The organism is Micromonospora rosaria (assembly GCF_001567585.1).
GTDB classification, from domain to species: Bacteria; Actinomycetota; Actinomycetes; order Mycobacteriales; family Micromonosporaceae; genus Micromonospora; species Micromonospora rosaria.
In genome coordinates this window covers 1-1,409 of sequence record NZ_LRQV01000299.1, presented here as the reverse complement: position 1 = coordinate 1,409, position 1,409 = coordinate 1, and the positions used below count along the sequence as shown (strand labels likewise).

1 protein-coding gene is annotated in these 1,409 nt (G+C 56.8%); it reads left to right on the top strand.

Features of this window, described 5'->3' with window-relative positions; genetic code table 11:
• Positions 1–497 precede the first annotated feature (497 nt).
• A complete protein-coding gene (locus AWW66_RS33275) occupies positions 498–1,085 on the top strand; it encodes a DUF416 family protein (RefSeq protein WP_169807214.1) in 588 nt (195 codons plus the stop codon).
• Positions 1,086–1,409 lie beyond the last annotated feature (324 nt).

The following is a 1,409-nucleotide window of genomic DNA, read 5'->3' as shown; positions in this document are numbered from 1 at the left end:
ACATCCACACGTACTATGTCGTCGTCGGCGACGAACCCGTCCTCGTCCACAACAACAATGGCTACGAAAGTCGAGCTTGCGATGTGCCGCGCCTTCAGCGCCGAGCGGAGCAGGTGCACCAGAGGCTCGACCCCGTCGCTCAGACACGGCAGGATACTGTTGTGATGAGTACTGAAAACGGCCCTGACGTAATTTCTGGTGGAGTCCGCGATATACGTCCCGTGCAGCGTTCCGAAATCGGAAAAAGTGATTTCGAGGCGCGGTTGACGGGACAGCACGCAGAGGTAACAGCAGTCTTCCGCGCGAATGAGGCAGGCCTTAGTCCTAGAGCTCTAGCGAGCTATCCGATCAAAATTTGCCCAGCATGCCGCGAGTTTCTTGAGGAGGAAGGATTCCGAATCTCGGAGGACGGGATGAGCGCTGTGAGAAGAACGTTTAAGGGCGGGTAGAATAACGTAAGGTACGTGCCGTTAATGCTGCAGTCCGGGAGGTGTTTCGTGCTTTTTTTCGACGAAGATCGACTTAATGAAGAACTTCGTGACCTTGGCCATTGGCAGCGTGTGGCATTCGTTGCGTCTTGTGTTGAGGTTCTAGTCCCGGGTTACGCGAGGTTCTGTGAAGAGGAGGGTGTGGGTGACCCTGATCTGATCGGAAATATTGTCAATCAGGTCTGGGACGGGCTTCGCCGGCCGGTCCTGGAAGGGATTGAGGTTCCAAGTCCGAGTTCTGTTCTTGATTCATTGCCGGAAGAGGAGGATTGGAACGAGTGGTTTCCGCAAGCTGAAAACGCCGTCGCCGCAACTTCCTTTCTTGTAGAGCTGGTTCGGAACAACGACGCCTCCTTGGCGGTCCGTGCGGCGAATCAATGTTATGAAGCGGTTGATGAACTTGCTGCACGAGGCATCGAGGGCGGCCTGCTTGATGCTGAGGCCCGAGAGGTCTTGGGGGAACTTCCATTGGTTCAGAAAGAGTTGCTACGCCAGCAAGAGGCGATTCTTGAGTTGCGCAAGGCTGTGGATCGCGGCTACTCGACCGTCGTGCGGTTGCGCGACCGAGCTAGCTCGGGAGCCATATCTGCTTCATAGTTCTCACACTCCTGACATCATCAATGCGATGGTGCATGTACTATTCGAGGCTCTTGGAGGTGCAAATCACTCCTGCTGGGCCGCTGAGATCACCTGCACCACGCCACGGTCTAAGATGGACCAGCAAGGCGAGTTGCGAGACATCCCTCACGGCCTCGTGCACAGTTGGTGGCGCGATGATGAGCGCGTCTCACTGAACGTAAGGTGTGGCGGGTAGTAGTGCCCTACGCCGGGCGGACGAGGATCTGACCGATCTGACGGTCCGGGACCAGGACGGCCGGGTGACGAAGGTCGAGACGACCTGGCACCACCCGTTCTGGAACG